Source organism: Paenibacillus sp. FSL R5-192, from assembly GCF_000517845.1.
GTDB classification, from domain to species: Bacteria; Bacillota; Bacilli; order Paenibacillales; family Paenibacillaceae; genus Paenibacillus; species Paenibacillus amylolyticus.
Map to the genome: position 1 here is coordinate 12,891 of NZ_ASPR01000079.1, position 21,293 is coordinate 34,183.

General features: G+C 46.7%; 18 protein-coding genes and 1 other RNA gene. 17 read left to right on the forward strand and 2 right to left on the reverse strand.

Going from position 1 to position 21,293, the window contains the following annotated elements:
- Positions 1-2: 2 nt before the first annotated feature.
- From C161_RS29625 to rnpB, 15 genes are all read left to right on the forward strand, one after another.
- Positions 3-2,252, forward strand: coding sequence for an HD family phosphohydrolase (locus tag C161_RS29625; protein WP_036674803.1), 2,250 nt, complete (start codon positions 3-5; stop codon positions 2,250-2,252).
- Between the two features lie 218 nt (positions 2,253-2,470).
- A complete protein-coding gene (gene ybeY / locus C161_RS29630) occupies positions 2,471-2,968 on the forward strand; it encodes an rRNA maturation RNase YbeY (protein WP_036674804.1) in 498 nt (165 codons plus the stop codon).
- Entirely contained in the window at positions 2,968-3,339 is a 372-nt protein-coding gene (locus C161_RS29635; protein WP_017687246.1) for a diacylglycerol kinase family protein, read from the forward strand. Before ybeY ends, C161_RS29635 begins: the two co-directional genes overlap by 1 nt.
- Positions 3,340-3,606: 267 nt before the next feature.
- A complete protein-coding gene (locus C161_RS29640) occupies positions 3,607-4,020 on the forward strand; it encodes a cytidine deaminase (protein ID WP_036674805.1) in 414 nt (137 codons plus the stop codon).
- A gap of 39 nt (positions 4,021-4,059) precedes the next feature.
- Positions 4,060-4,959 carry a GTPase Era gene (gene era / locus C161_RS29645; protein ID WP_017687248.1) on the forward strand — a complete coding sequence of 300 codons (900 nt, stop codon included), beginning with the start codon at positions 4,060-4,062 and terminating at the stop codon, positions 4,957-4,959.
- A gap of 104 nt (positions 4,960-5,063) precedes the next feature.
- Entirely contained in the window at positions 5,064-5,204 is a 141-nt protein-coding gene (locus tag C161_RS32225) for a YqzL family protein (protein ID WP_074095877.1), read from the forward strand.
- Between the two features lie 33 nt (positions 5,205-5,237).
- Positions 5,238-5,990, forward strand: a complete 753-nt coding sequence (recO, locus tag C161_RS29650; protein WP_036674806.1) for a DNA repair protein RecO — start codon at positions 5,238-5,240, stop codon at positions 5,988-5,990.
- 410 nt (positions 5,991-6,400) lie between these two features.
- Positions 6,401-7,288 carry a glycine--tRNA ligase subunit alpha gene (gene glyQ, locus C161_RS29655; protein ID WP_017687252.1) on the forward strand — a complete coding sequence of 296 codons (888 nt, stop codon included), beginning with the start codon at positions 6,401-6,403 and terminating at the stop codon, positions 7,286-7,288.
- Positions 7,281-9,356: a glycine--tRNA ligase subunit beta gene (glyS, locus tag C161_RS29660; RefSeq protein WP_036674807.1), complete on the forward strand. Its 2,076-nt coding sequence runs from the start codon at positions 7,281-7,283 to the stop codon at positions 9,354-9,356. The genes glyQ and glyS overlap by 8 nt, the downstream gene beginning before the upstream one ends.
- 208 nt (positions 9,357-9,564) lie before the next feature.
- Complete coding sequence (locus tag C161_RS29665) at positions 9,565-10,053, forward strand: YaiI/YqxD family protein (protein ID WP_047843776.1); 489 nt, start codon at positions 9,565-9,567, stop codon at positions 10,051-10,053.
- 47 nt (positions 10,054-10,100) lie between these two features.
- The gene (dnaG, locus tag C161_RS29670; RefSeq protein WP_036674808.1) at positions 10,101-11,921 is read left to right on the forward strand and encodes a DNA primase; all 1,821 of its coding nucleotides are present in this window, start codon (positions 10,101-10,103) and stop codon (positions 11,919-11,921) included.
- Positions 11,922-11,964: 43 nt separating this feature from the next.
- On the forward strand, positions 11,965-13,104 hold the full coding sequence (gene rpoD, locus C161_RS29675) for an RNA polymerase sigma factor RpoD (protein WP_017687256.1): 1,140 nt from the start codon (positions 11,965-11,967) through the stop codon (positions 13,102-13,104).
- A 184-nt stretch (positions 13,105-13,288) separates the two neighbouring features.
- Entirely contained in the window at positions 13,289-14,047 is a 759-nt protein-coding gene (locus C161_RS29680) for a tRNA (adenine(22)-N(1))-methyltransferase (protein ID WP_036674809.1), read from the forward strand.
- Positions 14,023-15,138 (forward strand): Nif3-like dinuclear metal center hexameric protein, encoded by a 1,116-nt coding sequence (locus C161_RS29685; RefSeq protein ID WP_036674810.1) that lies wholly within the window; start codon positions 14,023-14,025, stop codon positions 15,136-15,138. Before C161_RS29680 ends, C161_RS29685 begins: the two co-directional genes overlap by 25 nt.
- An 82-nt stretch (positions 15,139-15,220) precedes the next feature.
- An RNA gene (gene rnpB, locus C161_RS31835) (RNase P RNA component class A) lies at positions 15,221-15,630 on the forward strand.
- Positions 15,631-15,886: 256 nt separating this feature from the next.
- Here the strand turns inward: rnpB and C161_RS29690 are convergent.
- On the reverse strand, positions 15,887-17,116 hold the full coding sequence (locus C161_RS29690) for an aminotransferase-like domain-containing protein (protein WP_036615022.1): 1,230 nt from the start codon (positions 17,114-17,116) through the stop codon (positions 15,887-15,889).
- Positions 17,117-17,223: 107 nt separating this feature from the next.
- Between C161_RS29690 and pdxR the strand changes: the two genes are divergently transcribed.
- Together pdxR and C161_RS29700 are read left to right on the forward strand one after the other, a co-directional pair.
- On the forward strand, positions 17,224-18,744 hold the full coding sequence (gene pdxR, locus C161_RS29695) for a MocR-like pyridoxine biosynthesis transcription factor PdxR (protein ID WP_036674811.1): 1,521 nt from the start codon (positions 17,224-17,226) through the stop codon (positions 18,742-18,744).
- Positions 18,745-18,830: 86 nt separating this feature from the next.
- Positions 18,831-19,088 carry a hypothetical protein gene (locus C161_RS29700; RefSeq protein WP_036615016.1) on the forward strand — a complete coding sequence of 86 codons (258 nt, stop codon included), beginning with the start codon at positions 18,831-18,833 and terminating at the stop codon, positions 19,086-19,088.
- A 101-nt stretch (positions 19,089-19,189) separates the two neighbouring features.
- On the opposite strand, the gene C161_RS29705 is transcribed toward C161_RS29700, so the two are convergent.
- Complete coding sequence (locus C161_RS29705; protein ID WP_036674812.1) at positions 19,190-21,064, reverse strand: S8 family peptidase; 1,875 nt, start codon at positions 21,062-21,064, stop codon at positions 19,190-19,192.
- Between the last annotated feature and the right edge of the window lie 229 nt (positions 21,065-21,293).

Genomic DNA, 21,293 nt, shown 5'->3' on the forward strand with positions numbered 1-21,293 from the left:
AAGTGACCTCGAAGGAACCGTCAAAAGGCAAATCTTTTCAGAATAAGGCTACAGGATGGAAGTATAGCGTGTGGGCACGCTATCTTCTGTTTTTGTTTCTGGTGATTCTTTTCTACGTGAGTCTGGCTTCCAAGCTGCTCCCTGAGCGATATGATATTCAGGAAGGTACACGGAGTGAAGTGGACATTGCTGCGCCCATGCAGATTCCGAATAACAAGGCCACACTCAAAGCACAGGAAGAAGCTGCTGAACGGGTACAGCCCATATTTCAGATTGTCCAGTTGCGAAACGAAAATTTGATGACTACCCTGCTTGATCGTGTAGATCGATTAAATCAGGATGATCAGATTTCAAGTCAGGACAAGATTGATATATATCGGGATGAAATTCCGCAGCGCCAGAAGGACTTTGTGACCAACTATATCAATAATAATCGGAAAGCCGGTACATACTCCGAGACTCTTTTGGAAGAAATCAGAAATGTGGTACAGGAGCAAAGCTACCGTATTCCCGAAGAAACTTACATCAAAATCTCACGTCTGACATCGGATGATATCCAGGAGATGAAACCGGTTGCGAGGGATATTGTTGCCCGGTTAATGACGGATCAGATCAGCGATGCAACCACTGCCCGTGCCAAAGTAGCTGAGATGGTGAGTGTCAGCTCTCTTGGTAAGCGCACGCAACGTGAGGTTGTGCAAGAGCTTGCTCGCCTCGTGGTGACCGCGAACCGCTTCTATGATGAAGAGGGAACCAAGGAAGCGAAAGTTCAGGCGCGTGAGAACACGCAAACTGTCTTTATCAAGCAAGGGGACACATTAGTTGCCAAGGGTGAGATGATCACACCGGAGATGTATACTTTGCTGGATGAGAATGATTTGCTGAAAAATGAAGTGAACTACTGGCCACAGCTTGGACTTCTTATGTTTTCCTGCCTGTTGTCAGCAGCCATTCTGATGTATATTCAGCAAGGCAGCGGAACACATTTCAAATATAATAATGCGCAGCTGTTGATGCTTGTTCTCATTTTTATTATTACGATTGTGGTTATGCATGTGACGGCGATTATCCAGACCAATGAGAGGTCTTATGTTGGCTTCCTTGCACCTGTTGCGGTAGGAGCGATGTTAATTGCCTTGTTACTGGATACCTCGCTTGCCTTTGTATGTTCGATATTGATCGGTATGTTGTCCAGCATCATTTTGAATACGCATCAGGGTCAACTTTTTGACTTCGAATTAGGTTTCTTCGCTGTATTGGTTTCATTTGTTGCGATCTTCGCAACTCATAAGGCTAGCCAGCGATCAACGATCCTGAAAGGGGCTATTATGGTCTGTCTGTTCGGGTCCATAGCCGTCTTCACCTTGGCTTTGATTGACTCGGGCGATTGGAATCGAACCACGACACTGTACGGTGTTGGATTTGCATTTGCGGGTGGCGTATTAACTGCCATACTGGTCATTGGGCTGATGCCATTTTTTGAAACTTCATTTGGCATCTTGTCAGCGCTCAAACTGGTGGAACTGTCTAATCCGAACCATCCGCTTCTTCGTAAGTTGCTGACGGAGACACCGGGTACCTATCATCACAGCGTTATGGTAGGGAATCTGTCCGAAGCAGCAGCAGAAGCCATAGGAGCTAACGGATTGCTATGCCGAGTCGGTTCGTATTATCATGATATTGGCAAGACGAAGCGCCCCATCTATTTTATTGAAAATCAGAACAATATGGAGAATCCACATGATTCAATTGATCCGAAACTGAGCAAATCCATTATCGTTGCCCATGCGCGCGATGGGGTGGAAATGCAGAAGGATTATAAGTTGCCCAGACCTATTCGGGATATTGCGGAACAGCATCACGGCACGACATTTCTCCACTATTTCTATCACAAAGCACTGCGTCAGGCTGAAGAAGCAGGCGTAGAACCTGATTTCACGGAAGAAGATTTCCGTTACCCTGGGCCGAAGGCTCAGTCCAAGGAATCGGCTATTGTTGGCATTGCTGATAGTGTAGAGGCTGCTGTGAGATCTTTGCGCAAACCGACAGTGGAGCAAGTGGAGTCCATGATTGAGAAGATTATTAAAGGACGATTGGATGATCATCAATTTAATGATTGTGACCTTACGATGCGTGAACTGGATATCGTTGCCAGAACATTGAAGGAAACGGTGATGGGTATCTTCCACTCCAGGATAGAATATCCGGAGGAGATCAAGAAACCAAAGCCAACTTCACCCGAAGCAGGCTAATTCAATAATAGTTCGTGTTCAAAAAGGTTGGTTTTCAGTACCGAGAAGATGGGATGAAGTTAGAAATGGAGTAGCGGAGCGTAGGGAAAACTACGTGAGCAACGGACATTTCGGCTGAATTCCATCTTCGATGCTGATGATGCCCTTAGGCATCATTCGTAATCAAAAGCGGGCTTTTTGAACAACCACTAATATTAGTAGATAGGAGTTATGAAGGAATGAGTCTTAATCTGGCATGGAATAATGAACAACAGGATAAAGAAATTACAGAACCGATGATTGCAATGCTGGAACAATTGCTGAATCTCGCAGGAGAAGCGGAAGGTGTTGCAGACGGGGAAGTGGCTCTGACTTTTGTAAACGATGAGCAGATTCATGAGTTGAACCGTGATTATCGCGGCATTGACCGTCCTACGGATGTACTGTCTTTTGCGATGAACGAAACGGTGGATGAAGAACTAGATATTATCTATGAGCTGGACGAAGATGAAGAAATGGAAGAAATGCCGGATGTTCTTGGAGACATCATCATTTCCGTACCACGGACCATCCTGCAAAGTGAAGAGTATGGACACTCATTTGAACGTGAACTTGGTTTTCTGTTTGTCCATGGTTTCTTGCACCTGCTTGGATACGACCATCAGGATGAAGCAAGTGAGGCTGAAATGATGGGCAAACAAGAAGCGGTATTGGCCCAGGCCGGGTTGACACGATAATGAAAAGACGCTCCTGGGGTCTGGTATTCCGCAATGCTGCGGAAGGAATCGCATATGGGTTGCGGACTCAGCGTAATGTGAGAGTTCACACGGGAGTGGCTATTTTGATGTGTGTAGCCGGCTTTTTTTTCAGAATCTCAAGAACGGATTGGATGTTTGTGCTGACCGCTGTCTTTTTGGTCCTGGTGACTGAATTGATGAACACGGCTGTAGAGGCAGCGGTTGACTTGGCACACCCCCATATCCATCCGCTGGCAAAAGCGGCAAAGGATACCGCGGCCGGGGCAGTTTTGCTGGCTGCGGTATTCGCCGTCATCATCGGTTGTATCGTTTTCATTAAGCCGGTGATGAGCTGGCTCGGTTTGTATTGATTTTGTTTTAACTTTGTTTTGATTCGTTTTGATTTGATTTTAATACTACACACTAATATAAATTTACTTGATGCAAACACGATAACGGAGAGGTCAGAAGAAACCTGAAGAAACGGAGTGTGCGCCTTTATCCCCGGATTTTCCCTTATTAAAAGGGATTAAAAAAATCTGGGGATAACAGCGCTCGGAAGGTTGTTCTGACAGCGGAGTGTCCAGTGTAAATGCACTAGTTTGATTTTATATTGCACCCTAAGGGAGAGAATATTAATGGATAACGGTTTGTTAATGCAAGAAGCAATTAAGGCACGTACGAAGGCGTATACGCCTTACTCCCATTTTGGTGTTGGCGCGGCTTTGCTTGACAGTGAAGGTCATGTGCATCATGGTTGTAATATTGAGAATGCTGCGTATACACCAGGTAACTGTGCTGAGCGTACAGCGATGTTTAGTGCCATTGCAGGTGGGCAGAAGCCTCGCAGCTTCGCAGCGATTGCCATTGTGGGAGACACGGATGGTCCGATTGCTCCATGTGGCGTATGTCGTCAGGTCATGTACGAACTGTGTGAACCCGATATGAAAGTCATCTTGGGGAATTTGAAAGGTGATCTGCAAGAGACCACCGTTGCTGAACTGTTACCTTGGGCTTTTGGGCCTTCTGATCTGAATTCTGCCAAAAAATAAACCAATACATTCCAGGCCTAGGCGCCTGAGGAGGAACATATGAAAAAACAAAAATTCAAATCCGGTTTTGTAGCCATTATCGGACGTCCAAACGTTGGTAAATCCACTTTGATGAACCAAGTCATCGGACAGAAAATTGCAATTATGTCGGACAAGCCGCAAACAACCCGTAATAAAATTCACGGTGTATATACATCGGACAATCAACAGATCGTTTTTCTGGATACACCAGGGATTCATAAACGTCAGTCCAAATTAGGCGATTATATGAACCAGACCGCTTTGAACACACTGAGTGAAGTAGAAGCAGCCTTATTCTTGATTGATGCTTCCGAAGGAATGGGCGGTGGTGACCGCTATATTGCGGAACAGCTGAAAAATATCCGTACGCCTGTCATTCTCGTCATGAACAAAATTGACAAAATTGAGCCGGAAGCGCTGTTACCACTTATTGAAGAGTATCGCAAATTACACGATTTCGCTGAAATTGTGCCTGTGTCTGCCAAGCATGGCAATAATGTCAGCACATTACTGGAACAGCTCGGCAAGTATTTGCCAGAAGGTCCACAGTACTATCCTGATGACCAAGTTACTGACCATCCGGAGCAGTTTGTATGTGCCGAGTTGATTCGTGAGAAAATTCTGCAAATGACTCGTGAAGAAGTGCCTCACTCCATTGCTGTAACGATCGAAGATATGAAAGTGCAGGATAATGGTGTCGTTTATATCTCAGCTGTCATTTTTGTGGAACGGGATTCCCAAAAAGGGATCATTATCGGGAAGCAGGGTGCCCTTCTGAAAGAAGTGGGTAAACGAGCTCGACATGACATTCAAAACTTGCTTGGCTCCAAAATTTTCATGGATCTGTGGGTCAAAGTGAAAAAGGACTGGAGAAATCAGGATCGAGTTCTGCGTGATCTTGGCTTCGGGCGCGACTGATCATCCGAGTTGTATCCAGTAATTGCAACACATAGTTTACCTTGCAAGACTCCATCCTATTTGGTAGATGCAGACGTCATTTCCGAAGAGAGGATGAAATTCCGATGCGAGATTTTTCGTGGAAGGTTTTTGCGATGACGGGGGACGTGGAGTCCTATTTGTTATATACCGAGGCGTGTAACTCGTTAGGACAGGAGTCGGATAATGCAAGGGAAGTGATTGAAGATGAAGAAGCCGAAGGATAACTGGCTGATTCGGGAATGGTTAGGTGACGAGGCATGCTATACAGGGTGGAAGGGATTGTCATCCGCAGCATGGACTACGGCGAAGGGAACAAAATCATTACACTTTGCACCGAAAGCGGCGGGAAAGTAGGGGTACTCGTCCGCGGTGCCAAAAAGCCCAAGAGCCGACATGCTGCACTGGTGCAGCCGTTTACGTTTGGTCAATATGTTTATTTTCGCAATACGGGTCTAGGTACACTGAATGCTGGAGAAATCGTTGAATCCTATCATGAATTGCGTGAAGATCTGGTCAAGGCCTCTTATGCCTCTTATGCGTGTGAACTATTGGATCGGGTGCTTCAGGATGAAGAGACAGGTACATTTTGGTTCAAACAGTTAAAGGCGTGTTTGCAGGCGTTGAAGGAAGAGAAAGATCCGGTTGTTATTACAAGTCTGTACGAAATGAAAATATTACAGGCATCCGGATATGGTCCACAGTTCGATGAGTGCATCTCCTGCAATCAGGAGCGACCAGATGAGCAGTTGTTTATAAGTCCCAGACTTGGTGGCGTCTTGTGTCGAGCATGCAAACATTTTGATCCTCCAGCGATGTCAGTTAGTCCAAAGGCTCTGAAGTTGTTGCGTTTGTTCGCACAGTTGGATCTGCAACGCTTGGGGAATATATCAGTGAGTGAATCTACCCGTGATGAGATCAAAAAGTTGATGCGTGCTTTTATGGATCATCAGCTTGGTCTGAATCTTAAATCCCGTTCTTTCCTCGATCAGATGGAGAAGTACGGGATTTGAGGCGTTTTGGTGGAAGTGAAACTATATCTTGACTTCATACTAGATTTTATATATTATGAAATATAATTTCTCTTTATGAGACATGCATTGAACGAGAAAGTAAAAGACTGGATTTATTGCATTGATGGAGACAAGTCGTTGTATAACACTTGGGAATCATGAATGAGCGAGTCGGGGATGGTGGGAGCCTGGCTGAATCGGTTTTTGAAACGGCACTCGGGAGCATGAATGGACACGGAAAAGTGGGCTGGAACGAACAGGATCATCTTGTTTGATCTAAGCCAAGTAGGGTGGAACCGCGGGAATAGCTCTCGTCCCTACGTCTGTACAACAGGCGTAGGACGGGGGCTATTTATTGTTGTCTTCACCGTCCTAAGCTTGCTAACAAACCATTGAAAAGGAGCATGATTATGAATTTTCAGCAGATGATTCTAACGCTGCAACAATTCTGGGCCGAGCATAACTGTATTATTGTCCAGCCATACGATACGGAAAAAGGGGCAGGTACGATGAACCCGATGACCTTTTTGCGTTCGCTTGGACCCGAACCTTGGAAAGTGGCCTATGTGGAGCCTTCCCGTCGTCCTTCGGACGGACGTTATGGTGAGAACCCTAACCGGCTGTACCAGCATCATCAGTTCCAGGTCATCATCAAGCCTTCTCCGGATAATATTCAGGAAATTTACCTGGAAAGTCTAAAGCGTCTGGGCATTGATCCGCTCAAACATGATATTCGGTTTGTTGAAGATAACTGGGAGAATCCTTCCCTTGGTTGTGCAGGTCTTGGTTGGGAAGTATGGTTGGACGGAATGGAAATTACGCAATTTACGTATTTCCAACAGGTTGGTGGAATCGAGACAAATCCGGTAGCTGTTGAAATTACGTACGGTATGGAGCGTTTGGCTTCTTACATTCAGGATAAAGAGAATGTGTTTGATCTGGAATGGGTGGAAGGTATCACTTATGGTGATGTATTCCGTCAGCCAGAATTCGAACACTCTAAATATACGTTTGAAGTATCTGATGTCAAAATGCTGTTTACACTCTTCAACATGCATGAAGAAGAAGCAAACAAGGCCATGGCGCAGCATCTGGTATTCCCGGCATATGACTATGTGCTGAAATGTTCCCACACGTTCAACCTGTTGGATGCACGTGGAGCCATCAGTGTAACGGAACGTACGGGTTACATCACACGTGTTCGTAATCTGGCTCGCCAAGTCGCTGCAACATATATGGAAGAGCGTGAGAAGCTAGGCTTCCCGCTGATCAAGAAAGGGGGAGCCGAACATGTCTAAGGATTTGTTGTTTGAAATCGGGCTGGAAGAAGTACCTGCACGCTTTATGCGCGCAGCAATCGCACAGCTGCAAGAGCGTCTCGTGAAATGGCTTGACGCATCCCGTATTGCTTATGGTGAAGTGAATGCATATGCTACACCGCGCCGTCTGGCTGTTTTGATTCACAATGTGGCTGAAAAGCAGGAAGATATCGAGGAAGAAGTGAAAGGTCCTTCACGCAAAATTGCCCTGGACGACAGTGGCAATTGGAGCAAAGCTGCACTCGGATTCGCCCGCAGTCAAGGTGTTGAACCCGACCAGTTCACGTTCAAGGAACTGAACGGTGTGGAATATATCTATGCAACAAAGAGCAGCAAAGGTGTGGAAACAGCTTCTGTAGTTGGCGAAGGATTACTTTCAGTATTACATGCCATGACGTTCCCGAAATTCATGCGTTGGGCTTCCTATGATTTCAAATTTGTACGTCCAATCCGCTGGATTGTAGCTATGCTCGGCAGTGAGGTTATCGATCTGGAAGTGACAGGTGTTAAGTCGGGTAATGTAACTCGCGGACATCGTTTCCTCGGCAAGGAGGCCGTGATTTCCAATCCGTCTTCATACGTGGAAGTGCTGCGTTCCGAACATGTCATTGCAGATATCCAGGAACGTGAACAGATGATTGTATCCCAGATTCAGGCACTGGCTGCTGAGAAAAAATGGGATATCGCGATTAAGGAAGACTTGTTGGAGGAAGTCCTGTTCCTGGTGGAAACACCTACCGTATTGTTCGGGACATTTGACTCCTCATTCTTGAATATTCCACAAGAAGTATTGATTACTTCCATGCGTGAGCATCAGCGTTATTTCCCTGTATTGGACAATGAAGGACAATTGTTGCCATTCTTCGTGACGGTACGTAACGGTGGAAGTGATTCACTGGACGTTATTGCCAAAGGGAATGAAAAAGTTCTGCGTGCACGTCTGTCTGATGCCAAGTTCTTCTATGAGGAAGATCAGAAGCTACAGATTAAGGATGCATTGTCGAAGCTGGAAAGTATCGTCTTCCAGGAAGAATTGGGAACGGTTGGAGATAAAGTGCGCCGTATTCGCAAGATTGCCGATGGAATTGCTGCCAAACTGCAAGTATCCGGTGATGTTGCCGAATCCGTTAGCCGCTCAGCAGATATCTGCAAATTCGATCTGGTGACACTGATGGTGGGAGAATTCCCGGAACTGCAAGGTGTGATGGGTGAGGATTACGCTCGTAAAGCTGGCGAAAAAGAAGAGGTGTCCAAAGCGGTATTTGAACACTATCAGCCACGTTTCGCTGGCGATCAATCCCCTGCTTCTCTTGTTGGTGCCATTGTGAGTGCTGCGGACAAAATGGATACAATCGTGGGTTGTTTCTCCATCAACATTATTCCAACGGGTTCTCAGGATCCGTACGCACTACGCCGTCAGGCTGCAGGTATTGTACAGATTTTGCTGGATCACAAGCTTCCGCTGACATTGTCAGACGTGTTCGGAGTAGCACTTCAAGTGCATGCTCAGATGAACCTGTTGAAACGTGCAGATGAAGAGGTTCGTAAAGATCTGCAAGACTTCTTTGGTCTTCGTGTGAAAAAATTGTTGTCCGAAACCGTCCGCTACGACGTAGTGGATGCCGTAATTTCTTCCGGATTCGATGATATCAGCGCTGTTGTACCAAAAGGTGAAGCGTTGATGGCGGCTGTTATGACAGGAGACGCATTCAAAACAACGGTTGAATCGTTCAACCGTGTGGGTAATCTGGCTGCCAAAGCATCCAATGCTTCCGTACATCCAGAACTGTTCACAGAAGATGGAGAACGTCAGCTCCATGAGGCATGGAGCAAAACGAATGCAGAATATCGTCAGGCGTTGACTCAGCATCATGCTGCTGAAGCACTGGCTATTGCATCTGCCTGGAAGGATGGTATTACCTCATTCTTCGATTCGGTCATGGTTATGGCTGAAGATGAAGCTGTTCGGGCGAACCGACTTGCCTTACTCGCGGCTATTGATCGTGACTTGAAAGGATTTGCTGATTTTTCCAAGTTGGTTTGGTAATTGGGCGAATTTCATGAGTCCTTTTCCACAGACTTGGCGCAAAGCTAAAATTCAGTATTAAAGAAGGATATATGAGGGTATAAATATACGGAACGGGTTGTGAATTGTATTTTTGACAACCGCTCCGTATTTTAGCCTTTGATTTCCCTCGTTCCGGCAGAAGGATTTTGCCTGGCCGGGGTCGTATATAACAATATGCAGCTATTTTATGAAACCGGGTGGTCTGGGTTTGAGTGAGTTAAATATACGCCACATTGTTGTGGATGGTGATGCTTGCCCGGTCAAAACCGAGATTGCGCAAACCGCTCGCCTTTTCAACATCCCCGTATTGTTAGTCTCTTCATTTGATCATTTGCTTCAAGGAGGAGAAGGGGTACGAACCGTGCAAGTGGATCGCAGTGATCAGAGCGCAGACCTGTATATTGCTAATCATATTAAGCCATATGATGTGGTTATCACTCAGGACTATGGACTTGCGGCACTTGCGCTTGGCAAACGTTGTTATGTTTTGTCCTTTCGTGGTCGTGAGTTCAACGATCGTGACATTGATTTCATGTTGGATTCTCGTCATACTGCGGCCAAAGCACGAAAAAGAGGCCATTACGGGAAAGGCCCAAAGCCTTTCACAGAGCAGGATCGAGAAATGTTTCAACATAAACTGACAAAACTTTTAAAAGATTTGCAGGAGAATGTGTAAGTTTATCGAATTATATTTACGTGTTGAAGAGATGAAGGTGGCCAGAGATGAGTACCGGACAAGGCGGTATACCCGAAAGTATTATTGAATCGGTGTTACAGCAGAATGATATTGTCGATACGGTGAGCCGATTTGTGCATCTGACCAAACAGGGGAAGTATATGAAAGGCCTCTGTCCTTTTCATTCCGAGAAGACGCCTTCGTTCACCGTTACACCTGAGAAACAAATTTTCTACTGCTACGGTTGCGGCACGGGTGGAAATGCCATCAAATTCAGGATGGAAATCGAAGGGTTATCCTTTCCCGAGGCTGTCAAAACGATGGCGGAAGAAAGTCACATCTCTATGGGGGACTGGCAAGGGCGTGAATCTGCTCATGTGAATCCGGAGACTGAACGTCTGCTGGAGGCTTATGAGCTTACCGCGAAGCTGTATCATTTTTTGTTGAAAAATACAGAGCACGGCAAGTCAGCCATGGAGTATTTACGCTCAAGAGGTTTTGGCGACAAGTTGATCGACCAGTTCCAGATTGGTTTTGCACCAAATCGTTGGGACACACTGGTACAATTTCTTGAGAAACGTAACTATCCGCTCGAAGAGATGGAAAAGGGTGGACTTCTGTCACCGCGAAATGAAGGTCAGGGATATGTGGATCGATTCCGAGACCGGATTATGTTCCCGATTAATGGCAGGAGCGGTAAGCCGATTGCATTTGCAGGACGCATATTGGGAGATGGGCAACCGAAGTATCTAAATTCACCGGAAACCCGGTTATTTAACAAAAGCCGTGTTCTCTATAATCTGCATCATGCCAAAAATGCAATTCGCAAACAAAGACAAGCCATTTTGTTTGAAGGATATGGTGATGTCATCTCCGCATGGGATCAGGATATCCAGAATGGTGTAGCGGCAATGGGTACTGCGTTAACCGAGAATCAGGCACTGATGCTCAAAGGGATGTGCGACGAAGTCATCATATGTTATGACGGCGACAGAGCAGGACAGGCTGCTGCACTCAAAAACTTCCCTATTCTTGAGGAAGCTGGATTGCAGGTCAAAGTGGCTCTCATTCCCGAGGGACTTGACCCGGATGATTTTATCCGGAAGCATGGTGGTGAACGGTTCCGAAACCAGATTGTGGACGGTGCCGTGACAACTACAAAATTTAAACTTATAAACTTAAAAAAAAGCCATATACTGCTAGAGGGTGGCGGACAAATCGCCTATTCGAAAGAAGCAGTAAAATTGATTGCCCCCTTACCTTCTCCAACAGAGAGGGAAGTGTATCTCCGTGAACTGGCTGCAGAAGTGGACGTATCCTTCGAAACATTGAAGCAGGAGTGTAATGAAGAACGGGAGGCAATGAAAAATAACCTCCAGTACGGGGATAATAACCCGAAAAGGTGGAATAATGGTAGGCAACAAAATAGGCAGATGCCTACACCTAATCTGTTGCCGGCTTATCACGCTGCCGAACGCAAACTGATTGCCTGGATGTTGCAGGATGATGAGGCTGCCCAGTACGTGAATGAACATCTTGGTGAAGCATTTAACTTGGAGGATCATGCAGCTATTGCTGCTTATCTATATGCCTACTATGCGCAAGGCAAACCGTCGGATACAAGCCGTTTTATGTCTTCACTGCATGACGATCGCCTGGAAAAAACGGTCAGTTCAATCTCGATGATGGATGGTCCAGGTGAATGGAGTATTCAAATGCTCGATGATTGCATCAGGGAAGTGCTGAAGCATCCGCGTAAGAAAGAGTACGATTTGAAAAAAGAAGAAATGATTGCTGCAGAGCGGGCAGGTGATTCTGTACGCGCGGCACAGATTGCAATTGAAATGATTGCCCTAGAGAGACAGTGAACGTCTGATGATTAGATGTTTCTAGGGAGGAGGGAGTCGAATTATGGCGAATGATCAGCATACTGAACTAGAAACAGAATTGACACTGGATCAGGTTAAAGATCAATTGATTGAATCAGGTAAGAAAAGAGCTTCGCTGAATTACAAGGAAATTATAGAGAAACTCTCTCCTTTTGAGCAGGATGCAGAGCAAATGGATGAGTTCTATGAGCAACTGAGCGATCTGGGTATCGACGTAGTGAATGAAAATAATGAAGAGGTTACACTTCGTCCTAGTGAAGATTCCGAGAACAACACCAGAGAGGGAGAGGACGAATTCCACTTTGATGATGATCTGAGCTTGCCGCCAGGTATCAAAATCAATGACCCTGTCCGTATGTACCTCAAGGAAATTGGTCGTGTGCCACTGTTGTCGGCAGATGATGAAGTACAACTGGCTAAACGGATTGAGAACGGGGATGAAGAAGCAAAGCGTCGTCTGGCTGAAGCTAACTTACGTCTCGTTGTCAGTATCGCCAAGCGTTACGTTGGACGTGGAATGTTGTTCCTTGATTTGATTCAGGAAGGTAATATGGGTCTGATCAAAGCGGTTGAGAAGTTCGACCACAAAAAAGGATACAAGTTCAGTACGTATGCTACATGGTGGATTCGCCAAGCAATCACTCGTGCTATTGCTGACCAGGCGCGTACAATCCGTATCCCTGTGCACATGGTGGAGACGATTAATAAGCTGATCCGGGTATCCCGTCAGCTGTTGCAGGAACTTGGGCGTGAACCGACACCAGAAGAAATCGCTGCTGAGATGGATCTGAGTGTAGAGAAAGTTCGTGAAATTACGAAGATTGCACAGGAACCGGTTTCTCTGGAAACACCGATTGGTGAGGAAGATGATTCCCATCTGGGTGACTTCATTGAGGATCAGGAAGCACTTGCTCCGGCGGATGCTGCTGCGTATGAGTTGCTGAAAGAACAGCTCGAAGATGTATTGGATACACTGACTGAACGTGAAGAGAACGTGCTTCGTCTACGTTTTGGTCTGGATGATGGACGGACGAGAACGCTGGAGGAAGTCGGCAAGGTATTTGGTGTTACGCGTGAGCGTATTCGTCAGATCGAAGCCAAGGCTCTTCGTAAATTGCGTCACCCGAGTCGTAGTAAACGACTCAAGGATTTCCTCGAATAATCGAACTATGGGAGACTTTCCGCAAGACGCTTTAGCGGCGGCGGGGTCTCCTTTATTTTTAATTTAAACGTCTTGATTTCTTGGTTTTGGAAATTCATCCTTGAAATGTTTTATTGGATTTTATTTTATCGCTTTTCCTTGTTCAATGCAAATCAATAAATTAAATGAATGGTGTAGGTGCTCCATGAAACTTTCGAATCGATTACAGCGAATACATGATCAAATTCCCGATGGCAGCCGCATGGCTGATATCGGTTCAGACCACGCGTTGCTGCCAGTAGCCGCAATCCGCAGTGGGAAAGCTGCAAGTGCAGTAGCCGGGGAAGTCAATCCTGGCCCTTATGATGCTGCATGCAAACAAGTCAGCGATGCTGGCCTGAAAGAAAAAATCACGGTGCGTCGTGGAGACGGTCTTGATGTGATCTCTGCGGGTGAAGTGGATGTCATCACCATTGCAGGTATGGGCGGTGCCTTGATTGCCTCTATTTTGGACCGAGGTATATCCAAACTGGAAGGAGTCCAGTTACTTATTTTGCAACCAAATGTGGGTGAGGATATCCTCAGACGCTGGTTACTGGAGCATCACTGGGTGGTTGTAGCAGAACAGTTGCTCGAAGAAGATGGCAAGATCTATGAGATTATAACGGCGATGCCACAATCTGTAAGCCCGATTGCCAATGTAGAGGTGTATCGTGCACGTCCGCTTCAAAACGGGGCAGAATTGACGGAAGATTTGCTGCTACGAATGGGACCTTATTTGGTGGATCGTCCATCGGATGTATTTTTTGCCAAATGGGAAAGTGAGATCATCAAGCTGCAAGGGGTTGTTAACTCGATCTCCAAATCCGATCAGGATTCTTCCCGGGACAAGGCGGCTGAGGTAGAGCGTCTTATCGCAAACTTGAAGGAGGTTTTGGCATGTTTGCCAAAGGTCAAACTGTAATTCAACTGATGGAGCAACTCGCTCCCAAACATCTGGCTGTACCGGATGACCGCATTGGTCTCCAACTTGGCAGTTTGCAAAAAGAAATCAGTCACGTGTTAGTAGCTTTAGATGTGACGGATGAAGTGGTGGACGAAGCGATTCGCATTGGAGCCAACCTGATTATCGCTCATCACGCCATCATTTTCCGTCCGGTTAAGTCACTGAGTACAGATACACCTATGGGTAAATTGTATGAAAAGCTGATTAAGCATGATATTGCTGTCTATATCAGTCATACAAACCTGGATGTGGCCGAGGGTGGGATGAATGACTGGATGGCCGAGGCACTTGGCATCGAGAGTAAAGAATCGCTGGAAGATGTACACACAGATCATCTGTACAAGCTGGCTGTGTTTGTGCCTCGTACCCATCATGAACAGGTTCTTCAGGCCATTCTGGAAGCCGGAGCGGGGAGTATCGGTCAATACAACAAGTGCAGCTTTAACACGGAAGGTACAGGAACGTTTGTACCTGGTGAAGGGACTCAACCGTTTATCGGTACCCAAGGGCAGATGGAACGTGTGGAAGAAATGCGGATTGAGACCATCGTACCCCAAAGTCTGAGAAGTAAGGTCGTTCAGGCGATGCTTAAGGCTCATCCGTATGAGGAAGTTGCCTATGACCTGTATGCAATGGATTTAAAGGGCCGTACGCTCGGTCTGGGACGCTTGGGACCCCTTAGGGAGCCTAAGACATTAGGTGAGCTAGTGGAGGTCGTGAAGACCCAATTCAATGTGCCTCATGTGCGGGTAGTAGGAGATCTGAACAAGCAGATCAAAAAAGCAGCGGTTCTTGGCGGCTCTGGCAGCCGTTACGCGCTCACTGCCCGCTTCAAAGGTGCGGATGTTATTGTGACCGGAGATATCGATTATCACACGGCTCATGATGCGTTAATGGCAGGTATGTGTATCATCGACCCGGGACATAATTCCGAGAAGATTATGAAACCAAAAACAGCGGATTGGCTTCGTTCCCGTTTGGAAGAAAAACGATATGATACGCAAGTTACAGCTTCAGAGGTAAATACGGAAGTATTCCAGTTTATCTAAAAAGATCGTTGATGTGCAGCTCCCAGTAATATTAAGCTTGTCTGGGAACCTAAATGCCTGTATACTATGTAATGTTGTTCGGAAAGCTTGACAGACAATCGCTGGTGGCCTTTGTTGCCACGAGAGGAAAGTCCGGGCTCCACAGGGCAGGATGCTGGATAACGTCCAGTCAGCGCGAGTTGAAGGATAGTGCCACAGAAATGGACCGCCGATGGCCGGATTTTCCGGCACAGGCAAGGATGGAACCGAGGTGTAAGAGACCCCGAGGAACGCTGGTGACTTCGTTCCTGGTAAACCCCATCTGGAGCAAGACCTAATGGGACACAGCCGCCTCTTCGGAGGATGCAACCTTAGCCCGAGGTGTGTCTAGGTTGGTCGCTTGAGCTGTGCAGCAATGTATGGCCTAGATAGATGATTGTCGCTTCTGGTGGGAGGGTAGTTCCCGTATGAACCACGAAGAGCACAGAACCCGGCTTACGGTAAGCTTTCCTAACTGCAACAACAACACTATTGCAACACAATGTAGTCCACCTATCAGTCGAGGACAACTCGTATGAATCATCCGATGGCCTGACTGATCAGAAGGACCCACAAACATCTAAAAAACATAACTCCTGTTGATAACAGGTTCTATAAAAATAAGGCGGCAGTTCCGAGATTCTCGGGCCTGCCGCCTTATTTTTGTTTCTCATATCAAGTTATTAACCTTCATACGCTAATGGAATAGTCAAACCTTTATGACAGTTCATTACAGTGTAACAACACTGTCGGATGTTAAGGAAGCATGCCAACGTTGGATGGCGCGATCCATTCTTTCCACGGCTTCCGGAAGGAGCTCAGGGTCCGTATGAGTAAAGTTGATCCGCATGCGGTTTAACTCTGGTGTGCCTGCATAGAAGGAATCACCAGGGACAATGCACACTTTCTCCTGGATACCATAAGTGAACAGATTGCTTGCAAGCATGCCTTCAGGCAATTGCAGCCACAAGAACATGCCACCTTGAGGTGAATTCCACGAGATGCCTTCCCAAGCTTTGGCTGCCATAAGAGTAGTCAATGTTTTCATGCGTTGTTCGTAATCCTCTGAAATATGGCGGATATGCGCATCCAGATCGAAAGATTCAAGCAGTGCATGAAGCGCTCTTTGGTCAATGCTGCTGGAGTGCAAGTCGGCACCTTGTTTGGCTCGTGCTGCCATTTTGACAATATCGGGAGCGGCCAGAATCCATCCCGTACGAAGGCCAGGTGCTACCGTTTTGGAGAATGTACTGGTGTAGATAACGTTGGAAGGGCCGTCATAGGATACTGCATCCAGTTCTGCAAGAGCAGGGACATCCAATTGCTCCGGATTGAACCGAATTTCACCATAGGGATCATCTTCCAGAATAAGTACACCATACTTGCGGCACAGATCCACAGCCTGCTGTCTTCTTTCTCGTGACCATACTTTTCCCGTAGGATTGGAGAACGTGGGATTAATGTAGACAAGTTTTGGACGATGCAACTGGAGCTGTTCCTCCAGAGATTCAGGCAACATGCCGTGATCATCACAGGCTACGCCGTGAGATTCAGCCTGATAGGAATGAATGACTTGCAGAGCAGCGAGGTAGGTTGGTGATTCAACCAATACGCGGTCACCCGGGTCGAGAAGGATGCGGCAAACCAAGTCGATGGATTGCTGTGAACCCGTAGTGAGAAGCATGTGATCGGGTGAAGCGGGAATGCCCTTGGATTCAAGACGTTCGGCGATTTTGGCGCGAAGAGGACGGTAACCCTCAGTCTCCGCATATTGAAGAGCGGCTGCTCCGCTCATAAATACTTTTTCATATGCAACGCGGATGGCTTCCAGCGGGAATGAAGTCTGGGCGGGTAATCCACCGGCTAGAGAGATCATTCCAGGTGCCTGAGCGGCCTGGAGCATGTCGCGAACGACAGAGGACGGGGTGTTTTGTGCCATTTTGGACCAAGGGATACTCATGTTATTCTCATCTCCTGTTATTCACTGTTATACTGATATTATAAACTATAATAGACGGACTACACTATAACAGTAAAATGAAGATCATAACAGTTGGGGGAGCACATATGCATATTGAATTAAAGCGGGGAAGCAGTACCAAATTGTACGTGCAGATTGCGCTAACGATTGCCGATCGCATCAGATCAGGACTCATTGAACCCGGAACCCGACTTCCTTCTGTTCGTAAAATGACCGCGGATTTGGGTGTCAGCCTGGTCACTGTATCCAAAGCATATGCTGAACTTGAAGCGATTCAATTGATCACCTGCTCCCAGGGGAAAGGTTGTTATGTGAGAGGTACATTGAACGTGGATCAGATGGAGGATGTGGACCGAACGCAGCGAAACAATGCCAACAGTGAATCCAGTACGTCATGGAATTGGCAGATGGCACTGGTGGATTATTTACCGCGAGCCCAGCTCTGGAGACATTTTGATACGTCACCTCAAGTGCGGTATGAACTTCATATGTCAGCGATTCAGCCTGAACTGTTGCCTACACGAGAGATTATCGACAGCGCCTACCGACTCTCCTCTGATCATACAGAGCGTATGGCAGCTTACGGATCTTTTCAGGGGGATCGGGAGCTTAGACAGATCTTGGCCGAACACTTTGCCGAGCGTGGACTACAGGCTGCACCTGAACGCATGTTAATTACAAGTGGTGCTCAGCAGGGGATCGATCTTGTGGCACGAACTTTTGTCGGACCTGGGGATGTTGTATACATGGAGGCACCAAGCTATACCGGAGCCATTGATGTATTTACGAGTAGAGGCGCGAAGATCATTACGGTCCCGATGGATGACGAAGGCATGCGTATTGATCTGTTGACCCGATTATGTGATACCTATCCGCCCAAGCTGATCTATACGATCCCGACCTATCACAATCCAACAGGTATCACGATGAGCGCAAGAAGACGAGCACAACTTCTTAATCTCGCGCAAAGTTACCACTGCCTCATTCTGGAGGACGATCCGTTTGCAGATCTTTATTTTCGGGACCCTCCCCCGGCTTCCATTAAATCGATGGATGGGACAGGTCATGTCGTATATATCAAAAGCTTCAGCAAGGTGTTGTCTCCCGGTTGCCGTATAGCCTGCGCCATCGCAGACGGAAGTGTATTGACCCGGCTTGTGGCCGCGAAATCTACGGCGGATCTGGGGAGTCCGCTGCTTACACAAAAGGCACTGCTATCTTTCATTCAGAATCAGTACGGTGCTTATGTATCCCGATTGAGGGATGAATTGTATTCTCGCTTGTGCGCAGCATCTGAAGTGCTGGAAGAGCATTCTACTATGGGCATGCAATGGCGCTTGCCAGAGGGAGGACTCAATCTGTGGCTCCAACTTCCGAGTAACTTGGATATGCGTGAGTTGCATCATCAGTCACTTGCTGCAGGGGTCTCTTTCCTCCCTGGTTCCGCCTGTTATGTAGGGGAGATGGATACACCAAGTCTGCGTATCTGCTTCACTGTAACAAACGTTGAGCTTTTGTGTGAGGGACTTCGTGTACTGTGCCAAGTCATTGAAAGAGTAACACCTGGGCAGGGTGGGACAGTGGCGGACAGGCTACCGCTCATATAATTTTTCGGACTATGGACATACATCCAATCCACTTTCGCTCTGTTGCAATAGGTTATAGTATCACCAGAAAGGGAGTTGGTTTTGAAATGAACCATTACTGTCCACCGCTTTGCCCGATTGTCTGTGACCCGATCCAGGTTGTTGAGGATTATTACATCCCACAAATCGTGCCTGTAATCCACCCGATTGAAGTGATCAAAAAACATCACTGTGTTCCGATTCATCACCACATGTATCCTGTTGTTGTCAAAGAAGAAGACCCTTGCTATGTATCCAGCCATAATCCGAAGAAAAAATCCGTGAAAAAATCAAGCAAAGCCCGCACAACTTCTCGCAAACGCTAATCGCAGCGGGTGCCCCGGGGAATTGGATATAAACCAAAAGAGCAGCGTACGCCCCGGGGCGCAGCTGCTTTTGTATTTTTTACAGATTATCCTCATTACGCTTACTGCGTATACTTTTTCATCGTATTATCCATTTGTTGTCTGACATGTTGCGGCCAGAACTGCAAAGGAGCGCTGTTGCCTGATGCGGCTTGCAGTGCCTTATAGACATCGATTTGACCATAGCCGAAATACTTATCGTGACCCGGATCACCGAGGTCAATAACACTTTGGCGCATCAAATCCATCACTTCCGTGTTGGTCAAGTCCGGGTTCAACGAACGAATCAAACCTGCAAGTGCGGCTACATGAGGGCTAGCCATGGACGTTCCAGACAAGGCTGCATACTGATTGTTTGGATAGGTACTGGCGATACTGGACCCCGGAGCCATCACATCAACATAGTCCCCGTAGTTAGAATAGGAAGCTTTGCTCGTATCCGGGTCCGTAGCAGATACGGCAAATACTTCCGGATAAGCAGCAGGGTATCCTGGACGCTCGGTATTATCGTTCCCCGTGGCTGCAATCAGGACGATATCCCGGTCAAAAGCGTATTTAATGGCATCATGAAGAAATTGCGCATCAGCATAATTGCCCAGACTCATGTTGATAACTTTGGCTCCATGATCGGCTGCCCAGATGATGCCTTCGGCAACGGCATATGTGGTACCAGAACCTGAGTTGTCGAGTACTTTAACCGGGAGTACCTTGTTATACCAGCTCATGCCTGCCACGCCTTCGTTATTGTTGACAATAGCGCCGATAATGCCTGCGACGTGTGTTCCATGTCCCACATCATCCATCGGTTGGCTTCCCGGCTCGACCACATTATAACCCTCAAGGAGCTTGCCCTTCAGGTCAGGATGATTCATATCAACCCCCGTATCAACTACTGCTACGATGACATCTTTGTTTCCCTTGGTAATATTCCAACCTCTGTTTGTCTCAATCGCAGGCAGGTTCCACTGATAATCGGAGAACAAAATGTCATTGGGTATCGTTACATCTGTTTGTTCAGTTACAGTATCATTGGTTAAATACATATAGTGGGGCTCCATATAGAGTGGATTCCATTTGCTATCGAAATAACTATGCAATTGTTTGTAACTCATGTGTTCTGACCGAAAAACATACGTGTATCCCAGCTTGCGCGCAGATAGCGCTTTCAGATCGGATTTAATGATACGCATATCCCGTTCACCGGGATCTTGGCGAAAACGGATGACGATTTCATTTTCATAAAAATGACTGGCATTTGCATTATCATGTCCAGTTTTTACTGTGATTTCGTTAAGCGTATCCGGGTGAACAGACTCAATTTTGAATTTACCCTCACGCGGATAAGGGATCATGCGCAGATTTTTGCGCTGATGTTGTTCAACAGCATTTAATACGTTCTGACTGAACAAGGCAATTACAGCTCTTTTGCCATTTTTGGAGGGTTGCCCCATAACAAAGTATTTTTCTTTTCCCAAAGGAAAAGAAGAGGATTCAAAACTTTGACGTTTGTTTACCGCTTTTTTGGCAAGGTTGAGCGAATGTTGAAGCTTCTGTTGTTCCAACTTGCTTCCTTGTGTGGAGGCGTGATCAAAGGGCTTGTTAAATGAGCCATTGGTATTCATCAGATGAATGGATCTGATATGTTCATGTGAACTTTGGAGATCATTCACATATCGGCTAACCTGAGCAGCATTCATTGTGGCGGTTTTCTCCAGCATGATACTGAGATGTTGCTTGGCATCCATACGGGTCAGAAGATCGGTTGCTTTGACATCCTGCACTTTCAGACGATGCTTACTCGTGTGCTCCTCATGAGCAGAGTCAGACAGGGCACCTGGCTTAGGTTCGGGACGATTGGATGTTGGAAGCAGGAGCGTCAGAGCGAGTGCTCCTGCACCAGCTGCAAGGGCCCAGTTAATCCATTTCGGTCTGGACATGGTGGATGGAACCTCCTTCGTTCATTTTGAACAATCATTAACAGTGCTTCGTCGTTGTCACTGGTTATATCTATCGTTAGAAAAAGCGGATATTTTTATGCAGGCGGGTTCGAGTCTGACTGCGTATAATAGGCATGTTTAACGGCAGAAGCGGAAAGCATGATTAAGGGATACCGCTCGTCATCTTTTTATGGTAGGATTATAGCTGAGAATTCAAAGGTCAGGGGAA